Source organism: Streptomyces sp. NPDC047042 (genome assembly GCF_040644035.1).
Classification (GTDB): Bacteria; Actinomycetota; Actinomycetes; order Streptomycetales; family Streptomycetaceae; genus Streptomyces.
Map to the genome: position 1 here is coordinate 122,567 of NZ_JBEYVP010000005.1, position 22,927 is coordinate 145,493.

A 22,927-nucleotide genomic window follows, 5' to 3' on the forward strand; every position below is an offset into this window, starting at 1 on the left:
ATTGCCGGACCTGGCCCGACATCGTGTCCGGCGGCGGATTAGTGTGGCCGGGTGGCAAGGGTGCGGTTGAGCGTGGCCGAGCGGCGCGAGGAGCTGCTGCGGGCCGCCGTCGAGCAGATCGAGGCGCGGGGCGTGGCGGCGGTGCGGATCGCCGACGTGGCCGCCGTGCTCGGGGTGAGCAACGCGCTGGTGCTGTACCACTTCTCGACCAAGGAGAAGCTGGTCGCCGCCGCTTTCCGGTACGCGGCCGAGGCCGATCTCACCCACCTTGGCAAGCTGCTCGGACGCCGGTCCCCGGCGCTGCGCCGGCTGCGGTCCGCCGTGCGCTGGTACGCGCCGACCGGCCAGGCCAAGGGCTGGCGGCTGTGGATCGAGGGGTGGGCGGTGTCCCTGCGCGATCCCGCGCTGCGGGAGGTCGCCGGTGACCTGGACCGGCGCTGGAAGGCCGCGATCACCGAGGTCATCGCGGAGGGGGTGACCGCGGGCGAGTTCGAGTGCCCCGACCCCACCGGCACGGCGCTGCGGCTCACGGCGCTGCTGGACGGGCTGGCCGTCCAGATGACGGCGTACGACGGGGTGTCGCGGGCGCGGGCCGAGCAGTGGGTGGACGCTGCGCTGGCTGGGGAACTGGGGTTGGAGCGGGGGGCGTTGAGCGGGTCCAGGTGAGTGATGTGGTCGTCCGCCGAGGGCTGCGCCCCCAGACCCCCCTTCGGCCTGGACGGCCTCGTCCTCAAGCGCCGGACGGGCTGGAGGTGCCCGCCCGGCGCTGAAAACCGTGCTGCAAACCGCGCTGAGAACCGCGCTCAAAGACGGAAGCGCTCACGCGACCCGGTCGATGCGGCTCTTGATGTCGTCCGGCGACAGATGCCCCTTCGCCGTCACGTAGTCCCCCGACGACTCGCCCCGCAGGCGCCGCCCGATCCACGGGACCAGGTACTCGCGGGCCCAGTGGACGTCGTCCCGGCGGATCTCCAGCGTGCCGCGCGGCGGCAGTACGGGCCACGGCTGGTCGGGGTCGGCGGGGATGTCCAGGCCGAGGACCTGCCCGGCGCGCAGCGCCACGCGCGTGTGCCCCTCCGGCGACAGATGCAGCCGGTCGCCGTCCCAGGCCCTGCGGTCCTGGATGGTCTTGAGGGACCACAGGTCGAGCACGGGACAGTTGTACCGGTCGGCGATGGCCCGCAGATGTCCGTTGTACGTGGCGATCTTGCCGCGCATGTGCTTCAGCACCGGGACGTTGCGGGTGTCGAAGCCGGTCGTCACCATGACCGTGCCGACCGCCGAGGTGAGGCCGATCACCGCTCGTTCGAAGCGCTCGGCGACCTCGTCCGGGTCGCTGCCGGGCCGGATGATGTCGTTGCCGCCCGCGCAGAAGGAGACCAGGTCCGGCGCCTGTTCCCTGGCCTGCGGAAGCTGCTCGGCCACGATCTGGTCGAGCAGCCTGCCGCGTACCGCGAGGTTCGTGTAGTCGAAGTCGCCCTCCGGGCACCGGTCCGCGAGCAGTACCGCGAACCGGTCGGCCCAGCCGACGAAGGCCCCGTCCGGGCCGGGGTCGCCGACGCCTTCGGTGAAGCTGTCCCCCACCGCCACGTACGACCCGATCACCGCTCTGCTGTCATTCTTCGAATCGTCTGCCACAACAGAGCATGATTCACCTTCCGATGTGAGCTACGCGACCGTAGGAAGGACTTGACTGGCGGTGAGATAAGCCACTCGTCAAGTATTGGTCAACCCGGAATAATGGGAAGACGCAGCTCACGGACGCTGAAGCCGGAGATCCGGAAGTGGCTCCACGTCGTGCGGAACGCGAAGTGCCCAGCCGTGTACGGCTCCGGGTCGCGGTAGTCGAAGACGAGCCGCCCGTTGTTCCACCATTGGACCGTCGAGCCGGCCGAGACGATCCGCACCCGGTGCGGTGCGTTCGGGACCAGGAGCGGCTCCGTGTAATCGTGGATCAGGGGGCGCACACCGGCCTCGCCGACGTAACGGCGCAGCCGGGTCGTGGTGTTGGTGTTGGCGCCGTAGCCGACGTAATAGGTCTTGAGGTAGTCGTACTCGGCGAGGGCGCCGCCGCGCGGGGTGGCGAAGAGGTCGTCCGGGGAGCGGACGTCGACGGCGTTCCAGAAGTTGTTCAGATCCGAGACCCGGTCGTTCACCCCGCCCGCCGAGACCGGTGTCGCCGTGTACTCGATGAGGTACGGGCCCCGCAGCCTGCGCTTGAACCAGATGGTGGCGCCGCTCGGCACGTCGACCTCCAGGATGCCTCGGGCCGCCGTGACGCTGCCGCCGTCCTGGAGTTCGACGGCCCACTGGCCGAGGCCTCGGCGGAAGTCGTCATGGGCGAGGAGGCGTCCGCACGTGGCGGCACTGGCGCTTGTTGCCGGGGCGAGCGCGGTGAGAGCCGCGCCTGCGGCGAGGGCTCCGAAGGCTCTGCGGGTGGTCGTCACGAGGCGGCTCCTTGAGGCAGAAAGCGCTTGCACGGATAGGGAGTTGACTATCACACCCGCACACGCGCGCGTGAACGCGTCGAAGGCCGGACCCGGGAAACGGGTCCGGCCTTCGACGGCTGTCCTCGCCGCGAACGTTCGTCAGCCGACGGCGACGCCCTTCGAGCGGAGGTAAGCGACCGGGTCCACGTCGGAGCCGTAGTCCGGGGTGGTGCGGATCTCGAAGTGCAGATGCGGTCCGGTGACGTTGCCGGTCGCCCCGGACAGGCCGATCTGCTGGCCCGCGGTCACGGACTGACCGGCCGAGACGGAGAGCTGGGAGAGGTGGCCGTACTGCGCGTAGTAGCCGTCGGCGAGCTTGATGACGACCTGGTTGCCGTAAGCGCCGCCCCAGCCGGCGGAGACGACCGTGCCGGCGCCGACAGCCTTGAGGGAGGTGCCGGTCGGGACGACGAAGTCGACGCCCGTGTGGTAACCGCTGGACCACATGCTGCCCGCCACGTGGTACCCGGTGCCGATGGTGGCACCGGCCACGGGGAGGTTGAAGCCGCTGGAGCTGCCGGTACCGGTACCGGTGGCCTCGGCCGCCGTCGAGTTCGCGGCCGTCGCGCTCTCGGCGGCCGGCCGGGTGGCCTCTGCCTGTGTGGACTTGGGGGAGCTCAAGGACGCTTCCGCAGAGCCCGAGTTCGAGGCGGGCGACGAGGTCGACGCGGCCTTCCTGCCGATCGTCAGCTTCAGACCGGGGTGGATCAGGCTCGGGTCGGCGCCGATGGCGGTGCGGTTGTCCGAGTAGAGCTTCTTCCAGCCGCCGGCGACGCCCTGCTCCTGGGCGATCTTCGCGAGGTAGTCGCCGGCCCGGACGGAATAGGTCCGGGACTTCTTCGCGGCCTTTTGCGACTTCGCGGAAACCGCCTCGGCCGCAATGGATTTGGCCGTCACCGAAAGGGACGACACGGACTGAGTCGCGGACTCCGCCGTGACCGCGTGGGCGCCGGTGGCTCCCAGCAGCGGAAGAGCGAGAGCCGCTCCGCCGGTTCCGGCGACGGCTATCGAGCGGGTGAAGCGCTGGGACTTCGGACGGCGGTGCTTACCCTTCGCGGGCATGGCGAATTCCTTCTCCGTCGCCTGCGAGGTGAGCTGTCGGGTGCGGACTGGAGATGTCCGGCCACGCCTGGACGTGACTTGACCCCAAGCCTGTTCCGGAGACCGGAGCAGGCGTTCTACCTGTGGGTCCCCCGCTCCTGCCGTGGTCGGGTGGTCGAGACGGGATCCGGGCGGCGGCAGGATTGGGCGTCCGTCCGGATGGGTGGCGAACGTAAGCGACCAAGACGCACGGAAACAAGCCTGGGGTTCCCTGTGTACGGGTTTTCTGTGATCCACCCCAGAATTCCCGGTCACGATCCGTGAATTATCGATCTTTCCGTCGTGTGAACACCCTTAAAAGCCGCCGAAATTACGTGCACATGACGGCGACACACGGTCACGAATATGACGCTGCTCACTCGCCCGATTCACAGGAACCCGCATTCCCAAGCGAGTTGGAATCAATACGCCATAACGGACAGAAGCATCAGATGCGACGCAAGCGGAAAACTGCCGCATCGAGGTCACCCTTGAGTCCGGTTCGCAGGCCGTGGTGCAACAACACCGCACCTCGGTGGATTTCACCCGTTTCACGGCATTCGTAGACCGCCGAGGGGTCGAGCCCGCGGAGCCGCAGCGCCGGTACCGGCTCGCCGTGGTGCTGCGCCTGGAGCCAGGCGAGGACGACGGTCTCGTCCCCGAGCATGTACTGCACCGCGCTCAGCCCGCCGGCCGGGCGCCGCAGCCGGTAGAGGTCGCCGCGCTGCACGACGGGCCGGATCTCCTTGTAGAGCCCCACCCACTCCCCGGCCTCGGCCAGCTCCTCCTCCGTCCACGTCGTGAGGTCACCGCCGACGCCGAGCACCCCGGCCATCGCACTCACGAACCGGAACCGCAATGAGCTGACCCGGCCGTTCAGCTGGGTGTTCGGGCTGTCCGTGACCCAGGCGGCCATGACCCGCGCCGGATGGATCTGGCTGAAGCCCTCCTGGATGGCGAGTCGGTCCAGCGGGTCGGTGTTGTCGGAGGTCCACACCTGGTCCGTACGGGCGAGGACACCGAGGTCGATCCTGCCGCCGCCGCCCGAGCAGGACTCGAAGGCGACGTCGGGATGGGCCGCCCGCAGCCGGTCGAGGAGGGCGTACAGCCCGTGCACATGGTCGACCCACAGACGCTGCGGGTAGTCCTCACCGGGCCAGCCGGCGTCGCTGAAGCAGCGGTTGAAGTCCCACTTCACATAGTCGATCGGGGCGCTGGAGAGCATCGCGTCGAGCTGCTCCCACAGGTACTCCCGGACATCCTCGCGGGCAAGGTTCAGTACGAGCTGGTTGCGGAACTCCGTCCGCCTGCGTCCCTGCTGGAACTGCACCCAGTCGGGGTGCGCGCGGTACAGGTCGCTGTCCGGGTTGACCATCTCGGGCTCGACCCAGATGCCGAACTGCATCCCCAAGGCGTGCACGTACTCGGCCAGCGGCCTCAGCCCCGACGGGAAGCGGTCCGGGTTAGGCGTCCAGTCGCCGAGGCCGGCCCGGTCGCTGGTGCGGGCGCCGAACCAGCCGTCGTCCACGACGAACAGCTCGACGCCGATCGCGGCGGCCCGCCGGGCCAGTGTCCCCTGCTGCTCCTCGGAGATGTCGAACTCGGTGGCCTCCCACGAGTTGTAGAGCACGGGCCGGTCCTGGTCCGCGCCCGGTACGACGAACGCGCGCTGGTACGCGTGCCACGCCCGGCTCGCCCCACCGTGCCCGGAGTCGGTCCACAGCCCCGCGAAGACGGGCGTGGTGAAGGACTCGCCCGCCGCCAGGCGCAGCAGGCCCGAGTCGTCGTATCCGGCGCCCCCGGTGACCTGCACGCGCGCGTCGGGCAGCTGGGCGACGGCGATCCGCCACGACCCCGACCAGCCGAGCGCGCAGGCGTAGACCTCGCCGCGTTCCTCGGTCGCGTCGGTGTCGAGCGCCACCCAGGGCAGATGCTGGTGCCCGGTGTGGCCACGCCGGCTGCCGATGACCTTCTCACCGTAGGTGAGCTCGGTCCTCACCAGCCGGGACTCGGCGGCCCAGCGTCCGTGCAGCTGGGAGAGGCGCCAGCCCTCGCGGTCGGGGAGCGTCCAGGTGGCGGAGTCGGCGCGCAGCAGCTCCAGCGGGCCGGTCGCGTCGGTCGCGTCGTGGGTGAGGGTCACCCAGCGCTCGATCACGTCGTGGCGCATCCGGTAGTGCAGCGTGATCGCCAGCCCGGCATCGCGGAATCGCAGCCGCAGTTCGTCCCCGTCGGCGCCGGTCTCGGTCTCGGTCTCGTACGCCTCGAACCGCCATTCGGTGCCCCGGCGCTCCTCGGTCCGCACGGACAGCGCGGGCCGTACGAAGCGGGGGCCGCCCTCGACCGGGTACTCCTCACGGCCGTCGAGCGGGGACTCGAAGGGCCAGTAGTCCGGCAGCGGCCGCACGGCGAGCGCCTCCGCGTCGGCGAGGGCGATCCGCGGGCCCCAGTGCAGATGCAGCAGTTCGTCGTCCTCGGTGAGATGGACGGCGTAACTGCTCGTGGGCCCCGAGAGAAGCCACGTACGACCGGTGTCGGCAATTTCCAGCATCATGTCCCCACAGATTCGAACAGGCGCGCTCAAGCATCAACATCATCAGGGCCACGGCGTCCGACGGCAACGCCTGTGGAAAACTCCTGGGCCTGCTCACCCGTGTCGTATCGTCGAAGCGCGCCCGTCGACGAGCAGCGTCCGCGGGGCGGTGTGGGAGGGGAGCACTCGTGACGCAGCAGGTCCCGTCGACCGAGCCCGAGCTGGGCGGCGTACGAAACTTCCGTGACGTGGGCGGACTGCCCACCGTCGACGGTCGGCGGGTGGCGCCCGGACGGCTGTTCCGCAGTGGTCATCTCGCCCACGCGACCGACGAGGACGCGCTGTTTCTCGGCTCCCTGGGGCTGCACACGATCTTCGACTTCCGCAACTCGGCGGACATCAAGCTGGAGGGCCCTGACGTCGAGCTGCCGGGCGTGCGCAACGTGAACATCCCGCTGTCCGACCCGGCGCACGGGGCGGAGTTCTGGAAGATGGTCCGGGACGGCGATCTCGACGAACTGCGCAGCCTCCTGGCCGACGGCAAGGGCGAGCAGCGGATGATCGACTCCTACCGCGAGATCATCAGGGACCGCACGGCCGAGCACTCCCGGTTGCTGCACGCGCTGGCCGAGGACAGTGTCCCGGCCCTGATGCACTGTGCGGCGGGCAAGGACCGGGCGGGCCTGTCCATCGCGGTGACGCTGCTCGCCGTCGGGGTGGAGCGCGATGCCATCGTCGCCGACTACATGGAGTCGGACGCGCTGCACCGGCGCTACAAGGTGCGCCGCAACGGCGCCGCCGCCAAGGCCTACAGCCCCGAGGTACTGGAGCTGCTCAACCCGCTCTTCGGCACCCGCCCGGAGTATCTGACCTCGGCCATCCGGACGGTCGAGGAGACCTGGGGCAGTGTCGACGCCTACCTGGAGCAGGGCCTGGGTGTCACTCCGGAAACGCGGGAGCGGCTGCGCGAGCGGTTCCTCGACTGAACCGGTTGCCCACCGCCGGCCTCTACTGTTTCGTGCCCACCTCGAACAGCAGGTAGATGAAGCCGGCGAAGAGATGTCCGACCGCGATGTAGATGATCAGCCGGACCCACAGGGCCCGGGGGAACCGCTCTTCCATGTCCTTCATGACGTGACTCCGGTGGTCGGGCCGAGGCAGAGGGCCGTGGTGGGGCTCTGCAGCAGGGTGTGGACGAAGAGCAGGTCGGTGCCGGCGCGGCCGTCGGCGGCGAGGCGGTGCGGGGTCAGCGAGTCGAAATGCGCGCTGTCGCCGGGCTCGAGGACATGCGCGGCGTCGCCGAGGCTCAGCCGCAACCGGCCCTTGAGGACGTACAGCCACTCCTCGCCGGGGTGGACGCGCACGATGTCGCCCTGGGCGCCGTGCGGCACATGGACACGCAGGGCCTGCATTCCCCGTCCGGAAGCGCCGGCCTGCCAGTACGACCAGCCGCCCGCGGCCGTCGGCTCCATGTCGGCGGCGCGCACGATGGCGTCCCGGTCGGCGACGGTCTCACCGAGCAGCTCCGAAACCGTCGTACCGTAGATACGCGCGAGCCCGAGCAGCATCGGCAGGGAGGGCTGGCGTTGTCCGGTCTCCAGGCGGGAGAGGTGGGCGGGCGACAGCCCGGCGGCCCGGGCCGCGGCCTCCAGGGTGAGGGAGGCCCGACGGCGCAGCGCCCGCAGCTGTGGTGCGACGACGGGCAGGTCCTCGACCGGCCCGCCCTCTTCGGGGAGGCTCATGCCCCCATTCAGCCGCACGTTTACCTCTGAGGCAAATTCCTTGCCTCAGAGGCAAAAGACGCGCGACCCTCCTACCTGTTCGCCACCGCCTGCTTGACCAGGGTCTTCCCGAAGTCCCACATCAGCCCGCTCCCGCCGTGCGCGTCGTCCATCACGGCGGTGAAGGCGTCCACGAACCGGTCCACCTCCCGCTCCCCCACGACCAGCGGCGGAATCAGCTTGATCACCTCCAGATGGTCGCCGGAGACCTGCGTCAGGATCCTGTGCCGCTGCAGCAGCGGCACGACGACCATCTGCGCGAACAGCCCCTTGCGTGCGGCCTGGAGCATCGTCCAACGACCGCGCAGCTTCAGCGACTTGGGCTTCCCGAACTCGATGCCGATCATCAGCCCCCGGCCGCGTACGTCGGCCAGCAGCTCGTACTTGTCGACCAGTGCCGCCAACCGGGACCTCAGCAGCTCCCCGGTCGCCCGGGCGCCCGCGACGATCTGCTCGTTCTCCATGACCGACAGCACGGCGAGGCCCGCCGCCATGGCCTGGGCGTTGCCCCCGAAGCTGGCCGAGTGCACAAGGACGCGGTCGATCGACGAGTAGACCTTCTTGAAGATCCACTCCTTGCCGATCGTGGCGCCCACCGGCACATAGCCACCGGACAGCGCCTTCGCCACGCACACCAGGTCCGGCTCGACCCCCTCCTCGTGCTGGTAGGCGTAGAAGTCCCCGGTCCGCCCGAGACCCGTCTGCACCTCGTCGGCGATGAGCAGCGCCTTGTGCCGGTGCAGCAACTCCTGGGCCGCGCGCAGATATCCGGGGGGTGCTGCGTGCACACCCTTGCCCTGGATCGGCTCGACGATCAGGGCGGCCACGTCGCCTTTCTTCAACTCCCGTGCCAGGGCGTCGAGATCACCGAGGGGCACGGCGGTGTCGGGCAGCAGCGGGGCGAAGCCGTCGCGGAAGCCGTCCTCGCCGTTGACGGACAGGGACCCGGTGGTCAGGCCGTGGAAGGCGTGCCCGCAGTACAGGACGCGCGGCTTTCCGGTGGCGTACCGGGCGAACTTGAGCGCGGTCTCAACCGCCTCGGTGCCGCTGTTGCCGAAGAACACCCGGTCCAGATGCGGGCTGTGGGTGAGGAGCCGCTCGGCGAGCAGCCCGGGCAGCGGCGGGCAGTCGAAGCGGGTGAGGTCGGCGAGAGAGGCGTCCAGGACGTCGTGCAGCGCCTTGCGGACGACGGGGTGATGGCGGCCGAGGCCCATCACCCCGAACCCGGCGAGCATATCGAGGTAGTCGTTGCCGTCGGCGTCCCAGAAGTACGCGCCCTCGGCCCGCTCGTAGACCTTGTCGAAGCCGATGGTGTGCAGCATGCGCGGGAGCTGGTGGTTGAGATGTCTGGTGTGCAGCTCGTAGCGCTCGGCGCCGCGCTCGGCCAGCAGCGTGCCGAGGTCGAACTCCCCCGACGGGGAACCGGGTTCAGCGGTTGTCATTCCTGTTTCTCCTTGGCCTTCCCCTTGGACTTCCCCTGGGACAGCTCTTCCCTGGCGGCCAGCCCGGCGCTGATCCGTCCGGCGATCTCGACGGGCGTGAGGCCGATGTCGGCGAGCACCTCGCCGCGCTTGGCGTGCGCGAGGAACTGCTCCGGGATGCCGAACCTCCGTACGGGTACGTCGACTTCGGCATCGCCGAGCGCCAGCGCGACCGCGGCGCCGACCCCCGAAGCGCGGCTGTTGTCCTCGACTACGGCCACCATGCGGTGTTCGGCGGCCAGGCCGGGCAGCGCGGGATCGACGGGCTTGACCCAACGCGGGTCGACGACCGTGCAGTTGATGCCGCGCGCCGCCAGCAGGTCGGCGGCCTGCAGGCACACCGGAGCCATCACCCCGACGGCCACCAGCAGTACGTCGGCGGTCTCCTCGGAGCGGTGCAGCACATGCATCCCGCCCACATGGCCGACCGCCTCGATCGCGGGGCCCACCGACTCCTTGGGGAAGCGGATCAGCGTGGGCGCGTCATCGACGGCGACCGCTTCCCGCAGTTGGGCGCGGAGTTGGTCGGCGTCGCGCGGTGCGGCGATCCTCAGGCCGGGCACGACCTGGAGGATGGACAGGTCCCACATTCCGTTGTGCGAGGCTCCGTCGACTCCGGTGACCCCGGCGCGGTCCAGCACGAACGTCACTCCGCACCGGTGCAGCGCCACGTCCATCAGCAGCTGGTCGAAGGCCCGGTTGAGGAAGGTGGCGTACACGGCGACGACCGGATGCAGTCCGCCCGTCGCGAGGCCCGCCGCCGACACGGCCGCGTGCTGTTCGGCGATCCCGACGTCCCACACCCGGTCGGGGAACCGCTCGGCGAACCTGCCGAGGCCCACCGGATGCAGCATGGCCGCGGTGATCGCGACGACGTCGTCCCGCTCCTCCCCGATCTTGACGATCTCGTCGCCGAACACCGAGGTCCAGGAAGGCCCGTTGGACGGCGCGAGCGGCTCGCAGGTGAGCGGGTCCATCACCCCGACGGTGTGGAAGTGGTCCTCCTTGTGCGAGCGGGCCGGCTCGTAACCGCGTCCCTTCTCCGTCAGGCAGTGCACGAGCACGGGCCCGTGGAAGCGCTTCGCGCGCCGCAGCGCGGACTCCACCGCCCCGATGTCGTGCCCGTCGATAGGCCCGACGTACTTCAGCCCCAGGTCCTCGAACATGCCCTGCGGATTGAACGCGTCCTTGAACCCCTTCTTCGCGCCGTGCAGCGACTCGTAGAGGGTGCTGCCGATGAGGGGGGTGCGCAGCAGTACGTCCTTGCCCCAGGCCAGCACCTGCTCGTAGCTGTCCGTCGTCCGCAGGGTCGCGAGATGGTTGGCGAGGCCCCCGATGGTCGGCGAGTAGGAGCGTTCGTTGTCGTTGACGACGATGATCAGCGGCCGGTCCTTGGCGGCCGCGATGTTGTTGAGCGCCTCCCAGGCCATCCCGCCGGTGAGCGCGCCGTCGCCTATGACCGCGACGACATGCCCCTTCTCGCCCTGCACCTGGCGGGCCTTGGCGAGCCCGTCGGCCCAGCCGAGCGCGGTGGACGCGTGGCTGTTCTCGATGACGTCGTGCTCGGACTCCTCACGCGAGGGATAGCCGGAGAGGCCGCCCTTGCCGCGCAGCTTGGAGAAGTCCTGACGCCCCGTCAGAAGCTTGTGTACGTAGCTCTGGTGGCCGGTGTCCCACAGGATGCGGTCGACCGGTGACTCGAAGACCCGGTGGAGGGCGATGGAGAGTTCCACCACCCCCAAATTGGGCCCGAGATGGCCGCCGGTCCTGGCGACCGCGTGCACCAGGAACTCCCGTATCTCGTCCGACAGTTCGCCGAGTTCCGCCTCGGACAGCGCCTTCAGGTCGCGTGGTCCCCGGATGTTCTCCAGAATCGTCACGCTCGGGCCCCCTCTTCTTCCGTACTCGTCAGCCCGTGCTGTTCAGCTCACGGTGACCGCCGGTTCCCCCGACGCGACGCCGTCCTGCTCCATCTGTTCGGCGATCTTCATCGCCTCCTCGATCAGGGTCTCCACGATCTTCGACTCGGGCACGGTCTTGATGACCTCGCCCTTCACGAAGATCTGGCCCTTGCCGTTGCCGGAGGCGACCCCGAGGTCGGCCTCCCGCGCCTCGCCGGGGCCGTTCACCACGCAGCCCATGACCGCGACGCGCAACGGCACCTCCATGCCCTCGAGGCCTGCCGTGACCTGGTCGGCGAGCTTGTAGACGTCGACCTGGGCACGCCCGCACGACGGACAGGACACGATCTCCAGCCGCCGTTGCCGCAGGTTCAGCGACTCCAGGATCTGGATGCCGACCTTGACCTCCTCGACCGGCGGCGCGGACAGCGAGACCCGGATGGTGTCGCCGATGCCCTCGCTCAGCAACGCCCCGAAGGCGACCGCCGACTTGATGGTCCCCTGAAAGGCGGGACCCGCCTCGGTCACACCCAGGTGCAGCGGATAGTCGCATCGTTCGGCGAGCAGCCGGTAGGCGTTGACCATGATCACCGGGTCGTTGTGCTTGACCGAGATCTTGATGTCCCGGAAGTCGTGCTCCTCGAACAGCGACGCCTCCCACAGCGCCGACTCCACGAGCGCCTCCGGGGTCGCCTTCCCGTACTTCTGGAGCAGCCGCTTGTCGAGCGAACCGGCGTTGACCCCGATCCGGATCGGCGTGCCGTGGTCCTTCGCGGCCCGCGCGATCTCCTTCACCTGGTCGTCGAACTGCTTGATGTTGCCCGGGTTCACCCGCACGGCGGCGCAGCCGGCCTCGATCGCGGCGAACACGTACTTCGGCTGGAAGTGGATGTCCGCGATCACCGGGATCTGCGACTTGCGCGCGATGGTCGCGAGCGCGTCCGCGTCGTCCTGCGTGGGGCACGCGACGCGGACGATCTGGCAGCCGGACGCGGTGAGTTCGGCGATCTGCTGGAGCGTGGCGCCGATGTCCGACGTACGCGTCGTCGTCATCGACTGCACCGACACCGGGGCCCCGCCCCCGACCGCCACCGGTCCGACCTCGATGCGCCGGGAGACCCGGCGCTCGGCGATCGGACGGACCGGTACCTCTGGAACGCCCAAGGAGACGGCGGTCACGACGTCACTCCCTGTTTCCGGCGACGGTCTCGCGCATGGCGCGCAGGGACTCCTTCAGGGACCCCATGGTGGCCATGACAGCCGTCGGCTCATAGCCGCAGTGCGCCATGCAGTTGGCACACCGGTCGTCCTTGCCGCGGCCGTAGGAGTCCCAGTCGGTCTTCTCGATGAGCTCCTTGTACGTGGTCACGTACCCGTCGCTCATCAGGTAGCAGGGCTTCTGCCAGCCGAACAGCGAATAGTTGGGGATCGCCCACGCCGTGCACGGGAAGTCGACCTTGCCCTCCAGGAAGTCCAGGAAGAGCGGGGAGTGGTTGAGCCGCCAGCGCCGCCGGTTGCCGCCCCCGAAGGCCTTCTTGAACAGCTCGCGGGTCTGCTCGACGCCGAGGAAGTGCTCCTGGTCGGGTGCCTTCTCATAGGCGTAGGCGGGCGAGATCATCATCTCGTCGACCTGCAGCTCGTCGTTGAGGAAGTTGAGCACCTCGATGATGGTCTGCGGGGTGTCGGTGTTGAAGAAGGTCGAGTTGGTGGTGACCCGGAATCCGCGCCGCTTGGCCTCCTTGATGGCGGCCACGGCCTCGTCGAACACCCCCTCCTTCGCGACGGACTCGTCATGCCGCTCCCGCAGACCGTCGATGTGCACGGCGAACGCGAAGAACGGCGAAGGCGTGAACTTGTCCATCTTCTTGCGCAGCAGCATGGCGTTGGTGCAGAGGAAGACGTACTTCTTCTTCGCCACCAACTGCCGCACGATCTCGTCGATATGAGGGTGCATCAGGGGCTCGCCGCCCGCGATGGACACCATCGGGGCCCCGGACTCGAGCACCGCCCCGACGGCCTGGGCAACCGGCATGCGCTGCTTGAGCACACCGGCCGGATGCTGGATCTTCCCGCAGCCCTCGCACTTGAGGTTGCAGGCGTAGAGCGGCTCGAGTTCGACGATCAGCGGGAACTTGTCCCGCCTGCGGATTTTCTGTTCGGCCAAATACGTAGCGACCTTGATGGTCTGGCGGAGCGGCATGGCCATCTGCTTACCTCCTGGGGAGCAGCAAGGAACGGTGCCATTCGACAAAAGCGGGAAGGACCGAACGAAGAACGCGGAAGGCCGATATTCCACCGCGAAGCGTGCCGATCCGGACGAGTTCATGTTCTGGAGCGTCCACGACCACCCGTACGGCCGCAACGGGGCGCGCGCCCGTGCGCACGGCGCTGAGGAGCGTGGCCGCCGACTCCATGTCGACCGCGATCGCGCCGGTCGCGAGCAGTTCCGACCGTTCGTGACCGCGTACGACATGATCGGAGCCGGTGAGTGGTCCGGTGTGGACGGTGCGCCCGGGTACCGCGCGCACCAGTTCCTTGACGAGCAGTTCGGTGCCGACGCAGGGGGTGGCGCCGCGCGGGTCCCGGGTCTCCTCGGCGACCACCAGGTCACCGGGGTGCATACCGGGTGCGAGTCCCGCGCAGAAGCCGGTCGCCAGGACCGCCGCGTCGCGCAGCACCGGGTCGGTGAGGGCCCGGGTGACGGCCGCCTCCGCGGCCTGGGGCCCCATTCCCGTACGCAGCACGGTGACGGGTCCCGTGCCGCGTGCGCCCCGGCGCAGGGCGAGCCGCTCGATGCCGAGCGCGCAGGCGATCAGCAGCGGGGCCGGCCCGGGCTGGCTGTCCATCAGCTCCCCTTCGCGTCGGCGAAGGGCTCTCCGTGGACGTACCGGCCGAGCGCGGTGAGCGGGAAGACCTGGCGGTAGAGGTGGTAGTTGATCGAGAAGTCCCAGGGGAAGCCGGTGCCGGTGAAGTACGGCTCGTCCCAGGAGCCGTCCGGCAGCTGGGTCGCGGCCAGCCACGCGACACCGCGTTCGACGGCCTTGGAGTCGCGCTCCCCGGCGGCCAGGAGGGCGAGCAGTGCCCAGGCCGTCTGGGAGGGGGTCGAGGCGCCCCGGCCGCTCCAGCCCGCGCTGTCGTGGTAGGAGCGCAGGTCCTCGCCCCAGCCGCCGTCGTCGTTCTGGACCTTCTCCAGCCAGCCCACCGCCCGCCGGATGGCGGGGTGCGTGGGGGTCAGACCGGCGGCGGTCAGTGCGGGCACCACCGACCCGGTGCCGTAGACGTAGTTGACGCCCCAGCGGCCGAACCACGCACCGTTCGGCTCCTGTTCGGCCAGCAGCCACTCGATGCCGCGCCGGGTGCGCGGATCGTGGGACATGCCCTCGACGGCGAGCATCTCGACGACATGGGCGGTGACATCGGCGGACGGCGGGTCGATGACCTCGCCGAAGTCGCAGAACGGCAGCTTGTTGGGGAGCGAACTGGTGTTGTCGACGTCGAAGGCCCCCCAGGCGCCGTTCTTCGACTGCATCCCGAGGTTCCAGCGGACCCCGCGTCCGATGGCCTTCTCGACCCGCTCCGGATCGTGGTGGCGGACCCGGCGGAGGGCGAGGACGACCTCGGCGGTGTCGTCGATGTCGGGGTAGTTGTCGTTGTGGAACTCGAACGCCCAGCCTCCCGGCGGCAGTTCGGGCCTGCGTACGGACCAGTCGCCGGGCCGGACCACCTGCTCGCCCAGCATCCAGTCGGCGGCCTTGACCAGTTGGGGATGGTCGGCGGGCAGGCCCGCGTCGGCGAGGGCGATGACGGCGAGGCAGGTGTCCCACACCGGCGACTGGCAGGCCTCGATCATCCGGGCCCCGTCCTCGCGCCACACCGTGAAACGGTCCAGGGACTGCAACCCGGCCCGCATGACCGGGTGTTCGAGGTCGTAGCCGAGCAGGTGCAGGGCGATCACCGAGTAGACGGCGGGCGGCTGGATGCCTCCCCAGCAACCGTCGTTCTCCTGGCGTTCGATGATCCAGCGGGCTGCGGCGTTCATGGCCGCCCGGCGCAGGCGGCGCAACGCCACCTTGCGGTAGCCGTGCAGGACCCGGTCGAGCCGCTGGAAGGCACCGTCCCAACTGGCCAGGGGTGCGAGGGACTTGCCCGGGTTCGGCAGGTCGGGGTCGGTGTGCAGCTCGTCGAGCGGAAAGGGCGCCGGGCGGACCGGGCGCTTCGCGCTGACGATGGTGAGCGGCACGATGGTCTGCCGGGCCCAGCAGCCGAAGTCGTAGATGTTGAGCGGCATCCACTTCGGGAAGTAGATGAGTTCCGGCGGGAGTTCGGGGAGGTCGTCCCACTTCCACCAGCCGAACAGGGCCAGCCAGATCCGGGTGAAGACCCGGGCGGCCGCGATGCCTCCCCGGTCGCGGATCCAGGCGGACGCCTTCGCCATGTGCGGCGCTTCGGGTTCGTCTCCGGCCAGCCGCAGGGCGACGTACGCCTCGATGGTGGCGGAGAGTTCGGCGGGTCCGCCGTGGAAGGTGGCCCAGGTGCCGTCTGCGCGCTGCTCGCCGCGGATGAACAACGCGGCTGCCTGGGTGGTGTGTTCGTCGCGGATGCCCAGGAACTGACGGAGCAGCAGGTCCTCGGCGTCCATCGTGACGTTGGTCTCGAGGTCGCCCTTCCACCAGCCCTGGGCGTCCTGTCGCGCGAGCAGGTGATCGGTGGCACGCCTCATGGCGTGCGCGGCGGCATCCTGAACCCCTGCCGTCACTGGGGCATTGGTGGCGGTTACGGTTTCGCTGGCCGAGGCAGCGCGGGGCGGCAGGGCCCCGGTGCTTCCGTCGGTCGTCGCTGTCATGGCTTCCCCTTCGTGCAGTGGCATGTCTCTGCTGATTGGGTCCGCCGTCGGCCGGTGCGCCACTGAACGCGACGCCGGCCGGCGACTACGCGAGGCTTATTCGACCGATAGTGATCATCTCTTTCGTACGACGACGAAGTCGGCGAGTGCCGTGAACTGCGCACGCACCCGGTCGGGCATGTCGATGGCGCTCAGTGCGTCGACGGCGACGGTGTGCTGCCGGCGCGCCTCCTCGGCGGTCCACTCCCGGCCGCCGGCCTCTTCGATCAGGGCGGCACGGACGGCGAACTCCTCCTCGGAGAAGTTCTCGAAGTCGCTGCTCTTCGCGTCGGCGGCGAGGAGTTCGCCGAGCCGCTCGGCGGCCGGGCCGCTCGCCGCGAGGGCGGCGACGACGGGCAGGGACTTCTTGCGCTGGCGCAGATCGCTCCAGGTCTGCTTGCCGGTGGCCACCGGGTCGCCCCAGATGCCGAGGAGGTCGTCGACGGCCTGGAAGGCCAGGCCGAGGTGGTAGCCGTACTTCTCGAGGGTGTCGGCGGTGTGGTCGTCCGCGCCGCCGAGGACCGCGCCGATGGAGCTGGCGCAGGCGAGCAGGGCGCCGGTCTTGTTGCCCTCCATCTCCAGGCACTCCTCGACGCTGACGCGGTCGCGGTGCTCGTAGGAGATGTCCTGGGCCTGGCCGTCGATGAGGGCGCGGGTCGCGGTGGTGAGGCGGCGGGTGGCGCGGCCCGCCTCGACCGTGCCGAGTTCCAGGAGGATCTCGTTGGCCAGCGCGAACAGGGCGTCGCCGACCAGGATGGCCTGGGCGGGGCCGTGCACCTTCCAGACGGTGTCGCGGTGGCGGCGCTGTTCGTCACCGTCCATCAGGTCGTCGTGCAGCAGGGAGAAGTTGTGCACCAGCTCGACGGCGACCGCGCCGGGGATGCCGACCTCGGGTTCGGCGCCGGTGACCTCGGCGGACAGCACGGCGAGCGCGGGGCGTACGGCCTTGCCGCCGTCCCCCTCGGCGGGCCTGCCCTGGGCGTCGATCCAGCCGAAGTGGTAGGCGGAGACGGTGTCCATGGGCGCCGCGAGACGGTTGATCGCCGCCCGCAGTACCGGAGTGGCCAGGGTCCGGCCGCGCTCCAGGAGCGCGGTCACGTCCACCGCGTCGGCGGCCTTCGGAGCCGGGGGCACAGTGGGCACAGTCTCTCCTCTTGTTCTGGTGCTGGGGGTGCGGGAACCTGCCGCGGGCTGATGATCGAGCATCAGGCTGCCTCCTCCATGTCGAAGAGGTGGTGCCGGGGCCGGCCCAGGGTGCTCAGCGCGGCGCCCGCCGCACTGACTCCGCTGCGGACCGCACTCTCCATGGTCGCGGGCCACCCGGTGGCGGTCCACGAGCCGGCCAGGTACAGGCCGGGGGTTTTGGTACGGGCGCCGGGCCGCAGCCGCCCGACGCCGGGGGTGGGGGCGAACGTGGCCGTCCGCTCCCGGGTGACGAAGAAGTCCCGTACTCCGGCGCCCCGTGCGCGGGGCAACAGCCTTTCCAGCTCGGGCAGATACCGCTCGCGCAGCGCCGCCACGGGCTCGTCGATCTCGTCGTGCGCGGCGGACTGCGACAGCGCCAGATACTGGCCGTCACCTTCGAGCCCGGACGCCTCGGTCCGGTCGAAGACCCACTGGACCGGGCTGCCGAGCGCGGTGAGGAACGGCGTGTTCAGCACCTTGCGGTCGTAGACCACGTGCACGTTGAGAATCGGTGCGGTGCCGATCTCCAGCAGCCGTTCGGGGGCGTCGAGCGCGCCCTGCGGCAGGAGATCGTGCGCCTCGCGCTGGGGGACGGCGAGCACGACGACGTCCGCGTCGAGGGTCTCGCCGGGAACCTGGACGCTCCAACGGCCGTTCTCGTGGTGTCGGACGGAGGTGACGCGTGTACGGATCTCGGTACGCACGCCCGCGGAGTCGAGCGCCTTGCGGGCCAGAGTGTCGTGCAGTTCGCCCAGCGGGACACGCGCCCAGCCGATGTCGGCCGCGCCCGGGTCGGACAGCAGACCGGTCTTGAACACCATCGCGGCGAGCCCCAGGGACGAGTCCCCGGCCACCGCGTTGAGGGTGGCGACCCCCACGAGGTCCCACAGTGCCTCGACGGCACGCTCCGACTGACCGTGCGCGGCCAGCCAGCTGCCGAAGTCCCGCTCGTCCAGCGCGGGGTCCGCGAGGTCCAGTGCCTTGAGCGCGAGTGCGGCACGCCCCACTCTGGCGCGCTCGGTGAGCGAGAGATGCGGATAGGTGGCCAGGCTGCGCCCGAGATGCAGCGGTACGGGCAGCGCGTCACGCCGGATTCTCCCCAGGCGCCGCCCGGCAGGCTTCGCCAGGTCGACGACCGGTACGTCCAGCCGGGCCTGCACCGGAGCGAGCGCCGCGCCGTCGACGCGGTCGAGGAACCAGCGATACGCGGTGCAGCAACGCAGGTACACGTGCTGGCCGTTGTCGACGGTGAGGCCGTCGCGCTGGAAGGAGAAGGCGAGCCCGCCGAGCCGCGGTCTGCCTTCGAGGAGTGTGACGCGGACTCCGGCGTCGGCGAGCGAGAGCGCCGCGGTGATGCCCGCCAGTCCGCCGCCGACCACCACCGCGGTCTTCTCACCGTGGTGGCCCGGACGTTCCCCCGGCTGCGTGCCCTCGCTCATCGCGTACTCCCCCCTGTGCACCCGGCGCGCACGATGAACGCCGCACGGCGGGCCGTCGACATCAGGGACGCGGTCCCCGGCCGGAGGGTTGCGCGCCGCTTCGCCGCGGCAGCGGCACCTTGGACCGAATTGTCCATCAGGTGCGCCTCCTGACCATTCGCCGGGACACATGCCGGGCGTCCAGACCGGACAGGCCGCGCACCGCGACGTACGCCTTCTCGCGTCCGGGCAGCGAGACCCGGCCGCGCAGAACGGCCTCCGGCTCCCGCTCGATACGGTCGAGGAGGCGCCGGTAGATGCCGGCCATGGCGGCGACACAGGCGCCGCTGCGCCGGTCGAGCATGGGCAGCAGCCGGTAGCCCTCGGCGAACAGGGCGCGGGCGCGCCGCACTTCGAAGTGGACGAGGCCCGCGAAGTCGGAGCCCTCCGGCGGCGTCGATCCGCTGAACCCGGCCTGGCAGCCGAACTTGGCGAGGTCGTCGGCGGGCAGATAGGTCCGCCCGTCCTCGGCGTCCTCACGGATGTCCCGGAGGATGTTGGTGAGCTGGAGTGCGAGCCCCAGCGTATCGGCGTACTCGGGGGCGCGTTCCGCCCCGCGCGCGCCTCGTTCGGTACCGAACACCCCGAGGGAGAGCCGCCCGATGGCCCCGGCGACGCAACGGCAGTAGACCTTGAGGTCGTCCCAGGTCTCGTACGTCTCACCGCGGACGTCCATCACGACGCCGTCGATGAGTTCGTCGAGGCCGCCGAGCGGGATCGGGAAGTGGGTCCCCGCATGACTGAGGGCGACCGCGACGGGATCGGTGTCGTCCTCGTCGACGGCGCCCTCACGCACCCGGGTGAGCAGGGCTCTGGTGTCCTCCAGCCGTGCGGCCTTGACCTCGGGGGCCAGCGTGCCGTCACCGATGTCGTCGACGCGCCGTGAGAACGCGTACAGGGCGGACATCGCACGCCGCTTCGACGTCGGCAGCAGCCTGATGCCGTACGCGAAGTTGCGGGCCTGCTGCCCGGTGACGGTCTCGCAGTAGCTGTAGGCGGCGAGTACCGGTGCGGACACGTGTGGTTCCGACTCCACGCTCCGGATCACCCCTTTCCTCGCAGGGTTGTGCCCACCTCGCGCAGCAACTGGATCCTGCCGGGCTTGGGCGGGCCGGGAAGTACGTCGTATTCGGCGGCGGCGATCGCTCGGACCGCCGCCTTTCCTCCCGCCACGAAACCCGCGAGCAGCAGCTTCAGCCTGCCGTGGACGCTACCCACGAGAGGGGTGCCTTCATTCAGCAGGTTCAGTGCGCGTTCGGCTTCGTATGCGATCAGTGCGCGCACCGAGGCGCCCGCGGTGGGGGCGGCGAGATCCGGCTCCTGGACGTGGAAGCGCTTCATGTCCTGGGCGGGCAGATAGATCCGGTCGCGGCCGAGGTCCTCGGCGACGTCCTGGAGGTGCTCGACGATCTGGAGGGCCGTGCACACGGCGTCGGAGAGCCGGATCCGCTCGGGCGTCGCGGTGCCGGTGACGGCGAGGACCAGACGGCCGACGGGGTTGGCGGACAGCTCGCAGTAGGCGAGGAGATCGTCGTAGGTCTCGTACCGCTTGACCAGCTGGTCCTGGCGGTTGGCGGCGATCAGGCCGAGGAAGGGCTCGGGCGTGAGGGCTCGGCGGCGCACGGTCGGCCGGAGGCGGCGCAGCAGCGGGTGGCGCGGGGTGCCGTCGAAGACCCGGCGCAGGTCGGCCTCGAAGGCGTCGAGGAGGACGAGCCGGTCGTCGGCGTCCTCGGGGGCGACGCCGAGCAGCCGGGCGTCGGCGCCGCCGGGGGCGAGGTCGCCGTCGCCGATGTCGTCGACGAGGCGGGCGAAGCCGTAGACGGCCATGAGGTCGGTGCGCCAGGCCCTGGGCAGGAAGAAGGGCGCGACGGGAAAGTTCTCGTCCGCGGCCTTGTCGAGCGTGCCGCGCTCCGGATCGCCGGTGCGCTGGTGGCCGGTTGTCGTCACCGTTCACTGCCCGGGGCGAGGACGGCGCATGCTGTGGGGTGCTGGGGAGTTTCCGTAGCCATCGCCGTCACATCTCCCGTTCTACACTGCGGACCCAATAGGCACTATTTCGGACACGCCGCTCAGCCGTCCACACGGCGGTTTCGGATGACGGGTGTCGCGTGTTATCGCCCTACTTGCCGCGATTCAGCACTGGTACAGCTTACGTTGTACAACGCGCCATGGTCCGTCGGGGTGTCCCGCGCATCACAACAAGACACCGATTGGCGTCAAGATTCCCATGGCGAGCCGGAGTTGACGTTTTCTTTGCAGACGCGGGGCCCCGCCGGAACAGTTCCGGCGGGGCCCTGATTCGTCCGGCTGATCACCGGTGAAGCCGTCGGCTACCGGCCGGTGAACTTCTCGTACTCCTTGAGCACCTCGTCCGTCGGCCCGTCCATGCGCAGTTCGCCGCGTTCCAGCCACAGGACGCGGTCGCAGGTGTCGCGGATGGACTTGTTGTTGTGGCTGACGAGGAACACCGTGCCGGCGTGCTTGCGCAGTTCCCGGATGCGTTCCTCGGAGCGCTTCTGGAAGGACCGGTCGCCGGTCGCCAGGGCCTCGTCGATCATCAGGACGTCGTGGTCCTTGGCGGCGGCGATGGAGAACCGCAGCCGGGCCGCCATCCCGGAGGAGTAGGTGCGCATCGGCAGCGTGATGAAGTCGCCCTTCTCGTTGATGCCCGAGAAGTCGACGATCTGCTGGTAGCGGTCCTTGATCTCCTCGCGGGACATGCCCATCGCGAGGCCGCCCAATATGACGTTCCGTTCGCCCGTGAGGTCGTTCATCAGGGCGGCGTTGACACCGAGGAGGGAGGGCTGGCCGTCCGTGTAGACATGGCCCTTCTCGGCGGGCAGCAGACCGGCGATGGCGCGCAGCAGGGTCGACTTGCCCGACCCGTTGGAGCCGATCAGGCCGATGGCCTCACCGCGGTAGGAGACGAAGGAGACACCCCGTACGGCGTGGACCTTGCGTACGCCCGGTGACTCGCCGCGTCTGACGATGCGGCTGAGGGCGGCGGTGGCGCTGCCCTTGCCGGTCTTGGCGCCGTTGACGCGGTACACGATGTGGAGTTCGTCCGCGATGACAGTGGGGATCCTGTCCCCGGGAATCGGGTCAGCCACGGCCGTACCTCTCCTCCGCCTTCCAGAAGTACACGAATCCGCCGAGGGCGAGCAGCGCGGCCCAGCCGCCCGCGACCGCCCAGACGTGCGGCGGCAGGTTCTCCGAGCCGTAGCCCTCGATGAGCGCGAAGCGCATCAGGTCCATGTAGATGGCGGCCGGGTTCCACTGCAGGACGTCGGCGAGCCACTGGGGCTTGTCGGCCAGCACGACCGGGATGGAGAACATCACGCCGGACGCGTACATCCACGTACGCATCACGAACGGCATCAGTTGCGCGAGGTCCGGGGTCGCCGAGCCCCAGCGGGCCATGATCAGCGCGAGTCCGGTGTTGAAGAGGAACTGGAGAGCCAGCGCCGGCACGATCAGCAGCCAGGACAACGTGGGGTAGCTGCCGAAGCCGATCGACACCACGAACAGCACGATCATCGAGAAGAGCAGTTGCTGGAGCTGCTGCAGCGCGAAGGAGACCGGCAGGGCGGCGCGCGGGAAGTGCAGGGCACGCACCAGGCCGAGGTTGCCGGAGATCGCGCGTACGCCCGCCATCACCGAGCTCTGCGTGAAGGTGAACACGAAGACGCCCGTGACGAGGAACGGGATGTACACGTCGCTGGGCATGCCCCGGTCGGCCTCGAGGATCACACCGAAGATGAAGAAGTACACGGCCGCGTTCAGCAGCGGTGTGGCCACCTGCCACAGCTGGCCGAGCTTGGCCTGACTGTACTGGGCGGTCAGTTTCGCCTGCGAGAAGGCGAGGATGAAATGACGCCGTCCCCAGAGCTGGCGGACGTACTCGACGAGTCGCGGACGGGCGCCGCTCACGGCGAGTCCGTACTTCGCGGCGAGCTTGGCCGCGGAGAGGCCGTCGTCGGGTGACGGTCGGTCGCTCACCGCGACACCGCCGTCATGCTTTGTCTCACTCACAAATGGAAACTTTCGTCTTCAATATGCGCAGCTGAACGGGGCAGAGCGCGGGCCGTTGACCGGAAGGCGGTCGGCCCGCGGGAGCTCT

General features: G+C 69.7%; 21 protein-coding genes and 1 riboswitch. Of the genes, 2 read left to right on the forward strand and 19 right to left on the reverse strand.

The genetic code is table 11. The annotated features are described in order from the left end of the window. Positions 1–51 precede the first annotated feature (51 nt). Complete coding sequence (locus ABZ855_RS06940; RefSeq protein WP_360802148.1) at positions 52–666, forward strand: TetR/AcrR family transcriptional regulator; 615 nt, start codon at positions 52–54, stop codon at positions 664–666. A 153-nt stretch (positions 667–819) separates the two neighbouring features. Here ABZ855_RS06940 and ABZ855_RS06945 read toward each other — a convergent pair whose 3' ends face one another. The 4 genes from ABZ855_RS06945 to ABZ855_RS06960 form a co-directional block, all read right to left on the reverse strand. Further along, complete coding sequence (locus ABZ855_RS06945) at positions 820–1,605, reverse strand: SGNH/GDSL hydrolase family protein (RefSeq protein ID WP_360802616.1); 786 nt, start codon at positions 1,603–1,605, stop codon at positions 820–822. Between the two features lie 122 nt (positions 1,606–1,727). Then, positions 1,728–2,447 (reverse strand): DUF6250 domain-containing protein, encoded by a 720-nt coding sequence (locus tag ABZ855_RS06950; RefSeq protein WP_360802151.1) that lies wholly within the window; start codon positions 2,445–2,447, stop codon positions 1,728–1,730. Positions 2,448–2,588: 141 nt separating this feature from the next. Then, positions 2,589–3,551 (reverse strand): peptidoglycan DD-metalloendopeptidase family protein, encoded by a 963-nt coding sequence (locus ABZ855_RS06955; protein ID WP_360802154.1) that lies wholly within the window; start codon positions 3,549–3,551, stop codon positions 2,589–2,591. A 3-nt stretch (positions 3,552–3,554) separates the two neighbouring features. Then, a riboswitch (cyclic di-AMP (ydaO/yuaA leader) is annotated at positions 3,555–3,714 on the reverse strand. Positions 3,715–4,017: 303 nt separating this feature from the next. Continuing rightward, positions 4,018–6,117, reverse strand: a complete 2,100-nt coding sequence (locus ABZ855_RS06960) for an alpha-galactosidase (protein WP_360802619.1) — start codon at positions 6,115–6,117, stop codon at positions 4,018–4,020. Positions 6,118–6,287: 170 nt separating this feature from the next. Here ABZ855_RS06960 and ABZ855_RS06965 point away from each other — a divergent pair, with 170 nt between their 5' ends. Beyond that, positions 6,288–7,085, forward strand: a complete 798-nt coding sequence (locus tag ABZ855_RS06965; protein ID WP_360802157.1) for a tyrosine-protein phosphatase — start codon at positions 6,288–6,290, stop codon at positions 7,083–7,085. Between the two features lie 22 nt (positions 7,086–7,107). On the opposite strand, the gene ABZ855_RS06970 is transcribed toward ABZ855_RS06965, so the two are convergent. The 15 genes from ABZ855_RS06970 to ABZ855_RS07040 form a co-directional block, all read right to left on the reverse strand. Then, entirely contained in the window at positions 7,108–7,230 is a 123-nt protein-coding gene (locus ABZ855_RS06970; protein ID WP_360802160.1) for a DUF6126 family protein, read from the reverse strand. Further along, on the reverse strand, positions 7,227–7,841 hold the full coding sequence (locus tag ABZ855_RS06975) for an XRE family transcriptional regulator (protein WP_360802163.1): 615 nt from the start codon (positions 7,839–7,841) through the stop codon (positions 7,227–7,229). Before ABZ855_RS06975 ends, ABZ855_RS06970 begins: the two co-directional genes overlap by 4 nt. A gap of 71 nt (positions 7,842–7,912) precedes the next feature. Beyond that, entirely contained in the window at positions 7,913–9,322 is a 1,410-nt protein-coding gene (locus ABZ855_RS06980) for an aspartate aminotransferase family protein (RefSeq protein ID WP_360802166.1), read from the reverse strand. Beyond that, complete coding sequence (gene dxs, locus ABZ855_RS06985) at positions 9,319–11,241, reverse strand: 1-deoxy-D-xylulose-5-phosphate synthase (RefSeq protein WP_360802169.1); 1,923 nt, start codon at positions 11,239–11,241, stop codon at positions 9,319–9,321. The genes ABZ855_RS06980 and dxs overlap by 4 nt, the downstream gene beginning before the upstream one ends. Before the next feature lie 42 nt (positions 11,242–11,283). Next, positions 11,284–12,441, reverse strand: a complete 1,158-nt coding sequence (gene ispG, locus ABZ855_RS06990; protein WP_360802171.1) for a flavodoxin-dependent (E)-4-hydroxy-3-methylbut-2-enyl-diphosphate synthase — start codon at positions 12,439–12,441, stop codon at positions 11,284–11,286. 4 nt (positions 12,442–12,445) lie between these two features. Further along, positions 12,446–13,468, reverse strand: coding sequence for an adenosyl-hopene transferase HpnH (hpnH, locus tag ABZ855_RS06995; RefSeq protein ID WP_360802173.1), 1,023 nt, complete (start codon positions 13,466–13,468; stop codon positions 12,446–12,448). Between the two features lie 4 nt (positions 13,469–13,472). Beyond that, complete coding sequence (locus ABZ855_RS07000) at positions 13,473–14,108, reverse strand: 1-hydroxy-2-methyl-2-butenyl 4-diphosphate reductase (RefSeq protein WP_360802176.1); 636 nt, start codon at positions 14,106–14,108, stop codon at positions 13,473–13,475. Then, on the reverse strand, positions 14,108–16,105 hold the full coding sequence (gene shc, locus ABZ855_RS07005; RefSeq protein ID WP_360802179.1) for a squalene--hopene cyclase: 1,998 nt from the start codon (positions 16,103–16,105) through the stop codon (positions 14,108–14,110). Before shc ends, ABZ855_RS07000 begins: the two co-directional genes overlap by 1 nt. Positions 16,106–16,219: 114 nt before the next feature. After that, on the reverse strand, positions 16,220–17,287 hold the full coding sequence (locus ABZ855_RS07010; RefSeq protein ID WP_360802182.1) for a polyprenyl synthetase family protein: 1,068 nt from the start codon (positions 17,285–17,287) through the stop codon (positions 16,220–16,222). Between the two features lie 62 nt (positions 17,288–17,349). Next, a complete protein-coding gene (gene hpnE / locus ABZ855_RS07015; protein WP_360802185.1) occupies positions 17,350–18,789 on the reverse strand; it encodes a hydroxysqualene dehydroxylase HpnE in 1,440 nt (479 codons plus the stop codon). After that, complete coding sequence (locus ABZ855_RS07020) at positions 18,765–18,905, reverse strand: DUF6380 family protein (RefSeq protein WP_360802188.1); 141 nt, start codon at positions 18,903–18,905, stop codon at positions 18,765–18,767. Before ABZ855_RS07020 ends, hpnE begins: the two co-directional genes overlap by 25 nt. Continuing rightward, a complete protein-coding gene (gene hpnD, locus ABZ855_RS07025) occupies positions 18,905–19,855 on the reverse strand; it encodes a presqualene diphosphate synthase HpnD (protein WP_360802191.1) in 951 nt (316 codons plus the stop codon). The genes ABZ855_RS07020 and hpnD overlap by 1 nt, the downstream gene beginning before the upstream one ends. After that, the gene (gene hpnC, locus ABZ855_RS07030) at positions 19,852–20,754 is read right to left on the reverse strand and encodes a squalene synthase HpnC (protein WP_360802194.1); all 903 of its coding nucleotides are present in this window, start codon (positions 20,752–20,754) and stop codon (positions 19,852–19,854) included. Before hpnC ends, hpnD begins: the two co-directional genes overlap by 4 nt. Before the next feature lie 383 nt (positions 20,755–21,137). Further along, the gene (locus ABZ855_RS07035; RefSeq protein ID WP_360802197.1) at positions 21,138–21,917 is read right to left on the reverse strand and encodes an ABC transporter ATP-binding protein; all 780 of its coding nucleotides are present in this window, start codon (positions 21,915–21,917) and stop codon (positions 21,138–21,140) included. Then, positions 21,910–22,839 carry an ABC transporter permease gene (locus ABZ855_RS07040; protein ID WP_360802200.1) on the reverse strand — a complete coding sequence of 310 codons (930 nt, stop codon included), beginning with the start codon at positions 22,837–22,839 and terminating at the stop codon, positions 21,910–21,912. The genes ABZ855_RS07035 and ABZ855_RS07040 overlap by 8 nt, the downstream gene beginning before the upstream one ends. Between the last annotated feature and the right edge of the window lie 88 nt (positions 22,840–22,927).

Excerpts from the sequence above, each read along its gene's own strand:
- ABZ855_RS07000 (WP_360802176.1), bottom strand. The coding sequence starts at position 14,108 with ATGGACAGCCAGCCCGGGCCGGCCCCGCTGCTGATCGCCTGCGCGCTC.
- ABZ855_RS06955 (WP_360802154.1), bottom strand. The coding sequence starts at position 3,551 with ATGCCCGCGAAGGGTAAGCACCGCCGTCCGAAGTCCCAGCGCTTCACC.
- ABZ855_RS06960 (WP_360802619.1), bottom strand. The coding sequence starts at position 6,117 with ATGCTGGAAATTGCCGACACCGGTCGTACGTGGCTTCTCTCGGGGCCC.
- ABZ855_RS07020 (WP_360802188.1), bottom strand. The coding sequence starts at position 18,905 with ATGGACAATTCGGTCCAAGGTGCCGCTGCCGCGGCGAAGCGGCGCGCA.
- ABZ855_RS06970 (WP_360802160.1), bottom strand. The coding sequence starts at position 7,230 with ATGAAGGACATGGAAGAGCGGTTCCCCCGGGCCCTGTGGGTCCGGCTG.
- ABZ855_RS06975 (WP_360802163.1), bottom strand. The coding sequence starts at position 7,841 with ATGAGCCTCCCCGAAGAGGGCGGGCCGGTCGAGGACCTGCCCGTCGTC.
- hpnH (WP_360802173.1), bottom strand. The coding sequence starts at position 13,468 with ATGGCCATGCCGCTCCGCCAGACCATCAAGGTCGCTACGTATTTGGCC.
- shc (WP_360802179.1), bottom strand. The coding sequence starts at position 16,105 with ATGACAGCGACGACCGACGGAAGCACCGGGGCCCTGCCGCCCCGCGCT.
- ABZ855_RS06980 (WP_360802166.1), bottom strand. The coding sequence starts at position 9,322 with ATGACAACCGCTGAACCCGGTTCCCCGTCGGGGGAGTTCGACCTCGGC.